This window comes from Mesorhizobium sp. M8A.F.Ca.ET.021.01.1.1, from assembly GCF_003998025.1.
Taxonomy (GTDB): Bacteria; Pseudomonadota; Alphaproteobacteria; order Rhizobiales; family Rhizobiaceae; genus Mesorhizobium.
Genome location: NZ_RZSJ01000905.1, coordinates 1 through 1468 on the forward strand (window position 1 = coordinate 1; position 1468 = coordinate 1468).

Consider the following 1468-nt stretch of genomic DNA (forward strand, 5'->3'; position numbering starts at 1 on the left):
ATATGCGCCAGCCGCACCGGCAAGGCGAGCTTGCGGATCGAAGCGCCCGCTTCCGTCAAGCGCCCGGCCTCGTCGATGGCATCGAGCGCGCGCAGCAGCGCCCTTGCTTCATTGAGCGCCGGCGCCGGCGGCGGATCGAGGAAGGCAAGTCTGGTTGGATCGGCGACGCCGAAGGCGGCGCAGTCGAGCAGCAGGCCGGAAAGGTCCGCCTCGAGGATTTCCGGCGGCGTGAAGGCGGGCAGTGCCGCCGTCTGCTCGGCCCGCCACAGCCGGATGGCGACGCCGGCCTGTGTGCGCCCGGCGCGGCCGGCGCGCTGGTCGGCGGAAGCCTTGCTGACGCGAACTGTCTCCAGACGTGTCAGGCCGCTGGCCGGTTCATAGCGCGGCAGCCGCGACAGGCCGGAATCGATGACGACGCGCACGCCGTCGATGGTGATCGAGGTCTCGGCGATCGAGGTCGCCAGCACCACCTTGCGGCGGCCCGCCGGTGCCGGCTTAATCGCCGCGTCCTGCGCCTTGCCGTCGAGTTGACCATAGAGCGGGACGATATCGGTGTCGGCGCCGACCTGGCCGGACAGCCGCTCGGCGGTGCGCTCGATCTCGCGCTGGCCGGGCAGGAAGGCAAGCACGCTGCCGCTCTCCTCGGCAAGCGCCGCTCGGATCGCTCTGGCCATGGCATCCTCGATGGCGATGCCAGCCGGCCGTTCATCATAGCTGACATCGACGGGGAAGGCGCGGCCCTGGCTTTCGATCACCGGCGCGCCCGACAGGAGTTTCGCGACCCGTGCGCCGTCCAGCGTCGCCGACATCACCAGCAGACGCAAATCCGGCCGTAGTGCGCCCTGCACGTCGAGGGCGAGAGAGAGACCGAAATCGCCGTCGAGCGAGCGCTCGTGGAATTCGTCGAAAATGATTGCCGAAACGCCGGGCAGTTCAGGGTCGTCAAGAACCATCCGCGACAGAACGCCTTCGGTGACGACCAGAATTTTGGTCCGTGCCGAGGTGCGGTTTTCCATCCGCATGGCGTAGCCCACCGTGGCGCCCGGTTCCTCGCCCAGCAATTCGGCCATGCGCCGCGCGGCGGCGCGGGCGGCCAGCCGGCGCGGTTCGAGCAACACGATCTTGCCCGTGCCCAGCCAGGGCGCGTCGAGCAGCGCCAACGGCACCAGCGTGGTCTTGCCGGCACCGGGTGGCGCCACCAGCACGGCGCTGTTGCCGGAGCCGAGCGCCTCGCTCAGCGCGGGCAGCACGGCGGATACTGGAAGCTCCGGCAAGGATTTGGTCGTCATTGGGCCCGCATATCAGCCGTCACGGGGGCGGTGCAACTTATCGGACCGCGGCAACTCAAAGCCGGGCGCGCGAAAACGGGTTCCAGCGCACCGTACCCAGCCGCACTTCTTCGCGCACCATGGTCAGCAGGCCGGAGCCGCCGACGACCGCGAGGCCGACAAGCGACAGCCAGTCCGGG

At 69.6% G+C, this 1468-nt stretch carries 1 protein-coding gene and 1 pseudogene; both read right to left on the reverse strand.

Annotated features, from left to right (window positions below):
- A partial coding sequence (hrpB, locus tag EOA36_RS35290) for an ATP-dependent helicase HrpB (protein ID WP_127281223.1) occupies positions 1-1289 on the reverse strand: 1289 nt, incomplete at its 3' end.
- Between the two features lie 55 nt (positions 1290-1344).
- Positions 1345-1468: pseudogene (locus tag EOA36_RS39000) on the reverse strand (EamA/RhaT family transporter); the annotation flags it as partial.